2 protein-coding genes are annotated in these 4,343 nt (G+C 31.2%); both read left to right on the top strand.

The window, feature by feature from the left end; all coding sequences use genetic code 11:
- On the top strand, positions 1-1,968 hold a 1,968-nt coding region (locus QZZ53_RS16935; RefSeq protein ID WP_296386915.1), incomplete at its 5' end, for a S8 family serine peptidase.
- 127 nt (positions 1,969-2,095) lie between these two features.
- On the top strand, positions 2,096-4,063 hold the full coding sequence (locus tag QZZ53_RS16930) for a putative porin (protein WP_296386913.1): 1,968 nt from the start codon (positions 2,096-2,098) through the stop codon (positions 4,061-4,063).
- Positions 4,064-4,343: the final 280 nt, after the last annotated feature.

Here is a 4,343-nt window from a genome sequence, read left to right as displayed (position 1 = left end):
ATATTATGCTTCGCAATAATGGGTTTTTTATCTTATAGTTGTTTTGCTCAACAAGAAATGAGTAAAGAACAATTTCAAAATTTAGATAAAACGCAACAAGAACTTTATTTAAGTGTGAAAAAAGCGGATGCACTTAAGACTGTGCGTATTAATGAATATTTATCTATTAATAGAGAACAGAAAAGAGTGGTTAAGGAAAATGGTAAAGTCTTTGTTTTAACTGACGTTATTGATGGTAAACCTATGTATATGACTACAGATAATGAAGATGCTGCATTGGCCACTGGTACAAATCATCTACAGGTTGGAGGTAGCTTAGGATTAGATTTAGATGGTTCTGGGATTACAGTGCGTGTTTGGGATGGTGGACCAGTTCAAAACACTCACGTAGAGTTCCAAAACGCTGATAATACAGCATCTAGAATCACTAATGTAGAAAGTATAAATACTGATGGTACCGGAGATCAAGATTTTCATGGTACTCACGTAACAGGTACCATATCGGCGAAGGGTGTTGACCCAAGTGCTAAAGGTATGGCGAGTGCAATAACTGTAAGAACGTATAATTTTTTAAATGATTCGCCAGAAATGCTTGTGGCAGTTAATGAGCCAGTTCCGATGATTCTTTCTAATCATTCTTATGGTTTACCTATTAATCAAGCAGGTGGTAGCCAATTAGATCCATGGCAAATGGGAGCTTATTCATCGGGAGCTAGAACAGTTGATGGTATTGCAAGAGCAAATCCTAAATATTTAATTGTAATGTCTGCAGGTAATGGAGGTACTGATAGTTATCCTGGCGGACTTGCTCCAGGCTTTGATAAACTTACTGGAGATAAAAACGCAAAAAATAATTTAGTTGTTGCTAATGCATCACCCACGCTTAATATTAATCCGTTTACTGGTGAGGTAAACATGACGTTTGTTGTTAATACAAGTAGTAGCCAAGGGCCTACAGATGATTTAAGGATTAAACCAGATATTGCAGGTGATGGTACCGGTTTAACTTCACCAGTCCCAGGTGACACATATGGAACTATTTCAGGAACATCCATGGCATCACCAAATGTTACAGGTTCTCTTGCATTATTACAACAATATTATAATCAACTTAATGGCGAATATATGAATGCATCTACTTTAAAAGCCTTAGTATGTCACACGGCTTTAGATGATACAAATACAGCTGGACCAGACCCTAATTTTGGTTGGGGACTTTTAGATGCTAAACGTTCTGCTGAAGTTCTCACTGAGGCTAATAATAGTATGTCTATTGTTGATGAGTTAAAAATTGATGATGGTGATACCTACGTTTTAAACTTTGGCGCACAAGCTGGTGAAAAATTAAGTGCAACAATATGTTGGACAGATGTACAAGGTGTTGCTGCTTCAGGTAGTGGTGATTTAAATAATCAAACACCAAGACTAATTAATGATTTAGATTTAAGAATAACAAAAGACGGAGGTGCTACTTACTTACCTTGGAAATTAGATTATTCAGGTTCTGGTTTTTCAAATTCTAAAGCAGATAATGTTGTCGATAATGTAGAGCGAATTGATATAGATGTTCCTGAATCAGGAAATTACAGTCTTGTTGTTTCTCACAAAGGGACTTTAGCGACTGCAGTGCCTTTAGCTCCTAAAGTGCAAAATTTTTCTTTAATAGTAACAGGTAATACTTTAACGCTTGGTGTAGATGATAACAACATATTAGATGATTTTGTCGTTTTTCCTAATCCAAGTAAAGGAGAATTTACAATTAGTTTTGATAGTAGTTCTAATAATGATGATGAAGTAAAGATAAGTGTATTTGATGTTAGTGGTAGACAAGTGTATAACAACATTTTTATTAATGGGGCACAAAAATTCAATGAGACTATTAATTTAGAAGGAATACAGGCAGGTGTATATATTGCTAATATTTCTCAAGGAAATAGTTCAATATCTCATAAACTCGTTATTGAATAGTATCAATAAAGTATTTGATTTAAAGACCAACAGTATTTGTTGGTCTTTTTTATGTTAACTAAATTGTAAAAAATCCTTTATATACAATAATTTATGGTTTACTTTGTTTTTAATAGATACTATGTAAATGCGTTTTAAATATTTTATTTTTTTTGTTTTTTTTTCTTTTTGGTTTGGGCTTTTCGCTCAAGAGAAACCAATCAAAGAGAGTTTACAAAATAGAGATAAACTTTATGTTAAAGATTCTTCTTCGGTTAAGCGTTCTAAAGATTCTAAGAAAGTAGCAACCATAGATTTATATTTGCAATTTAATACTGAAAGAGACTCTGTAATTGTAGATACTACAATCTCAATTAAAAAAGATTACAAGTTTAATTATTTGCAAAAGGATAATTTTGGCTTAATGCCTTTTGCTAATATGGGGCAAACCTATAACACGTTGAGTTTTGATGCTTCACAAAAAAGTACAGTCCCTGTATTCGCTGCAAGGGCTAGGCATTTTAATTATTTTGAGAATGAGGATATTAAATATTACGAGGTTCCTACTCCTTGGACTAGATTAACGTATAAAACTGCTTTTGAGCAAGGACAGATGCTGGATGCATTTTTTACAATAAATCCATCAAAACAGTTTAATTTTTCAATTGCATATAAGGGATTAAGATCACTAGGTAATTATCAAAATGTACGTACTAGTTCTGGGAATTTTCGCTTTACTTCAAATTATAAAACCAAAAATGGACGTTATAATGCGAGATGGCATATTGTTATGCAAGATATATTAAATCAAGAGAATGGCGGGATAAGTGATAGCGATGTAGGTAGCTTTGTGTTAGGTGAAGAAGAGTTTTTAGATAGATCAGTATTCGACCCTAACTTTGAAAATGCAGAAAACGTATTAAGGGGTAAACGTTTTTATATTGATCAGTCCTATGATATTTTAAGGAGTAAAGATTCGTTAAGTAATAATAAGCTTGCTATAATAAATACCGTTTCTTTTGAAGATAAATATTTTCAATTTTACCAGACATCACCTACAACTAGTTTTTTTGGAGATTCTTTTACAAATGACATTAATGATAAGGTTACATTAGAAAATTTTAAAGCAGCTCTTGGATTAAGGTATTTTAATAAGACATTAGGAGAATTAATGTTTTCTGTAAATTATACGGATGTTAATTACGGTTATGATAGTGTAGTTTTATTTCCAGATGAAACCATACCAAATAGAATAAAATCTAATCTTATCGGTGTTGAAGCATCTTATTCAAAAAATTATAAAGGTTTTAGTATTGAAGGAAGTGGAACGTTAAATCTTTCTGATGAATTTGTTGGAAGCTACTTGAAAGGTGTCATAAGTTTAAAATTGTTTGACGATGTTCGTTTATCAGGTGGTATTAGCATTAATTCGAGGATTGCTAATTATAACCATCTATTATATCAAAGTGATTATATTAATTATAATTGGTATAATTTCAATAACTTTAAAAATATAAATACACAGCAGTTAAATTTCAGTGTTAAATCACAAAAGTTTTTTAATGCGAATTTAGATATTTCTAATATAGATAATTACACATACTTTAATCTTGAAGATTCGGTTAATCAAGTTAAAGTCATTGCACCTAAACAATATAATAAACCACTTCAATATATAAGGTTGAAAGTGCAAAAAGAATTTAGAGTAGGTAACTTAGCTATAGACAACACAATAATGTATCAAAATGTTGTAGGTGACGACAATGTCTTAAATGTACCAACTTTAATAGCTAGAAATACGTTGTACTATTCTAATCAGTTGTTCAAAAAGGCAATGACATTGCAAACGGGTGTAACATTTAATTATTTTACCAAATATAGTATGAATGGATATGACCCTTTATTGGCAGAATTTTATACTCAAAATGAAACTGAGTTAGGCGGGTTTCCTAGATTTGACTTTTTCATTAATGCAAAAGTTAGACAAACACGAATTTTTTTAAAAGCAGAACATTTTAATTCATCATTTACTGGATATGATTATTTTTCTGCACCTAACCATCCATTCAGAGACTTTACAATTCGATTTGGTTTAGTGTGGGATTTCTTTTTGTAAAATAATAATGTTCTCCTTTTGTTTTGATATAGCAAAATTGTCACACTATCGGTTATATTTTTTTATATATAAATAGTTTGAGTTTTCAATACCTTAATGCATTGTTTTTGATAAGTATGTTTTTGTTATAAAAAAGATACAACTCTAATCACTAATGCCATCGTCTGAAGATTAATTGATTTATTAATATTAAGGATGTTCTTTATTTACAAAGAGAGAGTATAAGTGTTGAGTTATTTGCTATATCTTTTTCATATAGCGATAAGAATAGAGTAGTGGT

Origin of the sequence: Winogradskyella sp., from assembly GCF_016744625.1 — a bacterium.
Taxonomy (GTDB): domain Bacteria; phylum Bacteroidota; class Bacteroidia; order Flavobacteriales; family Flavobacteriaceae; genus Winogradskyella.
Note: the sequence above shows the minus strand (reverse complement) of the source record. Positions and strands in the feature narration are given on the sequence as shown.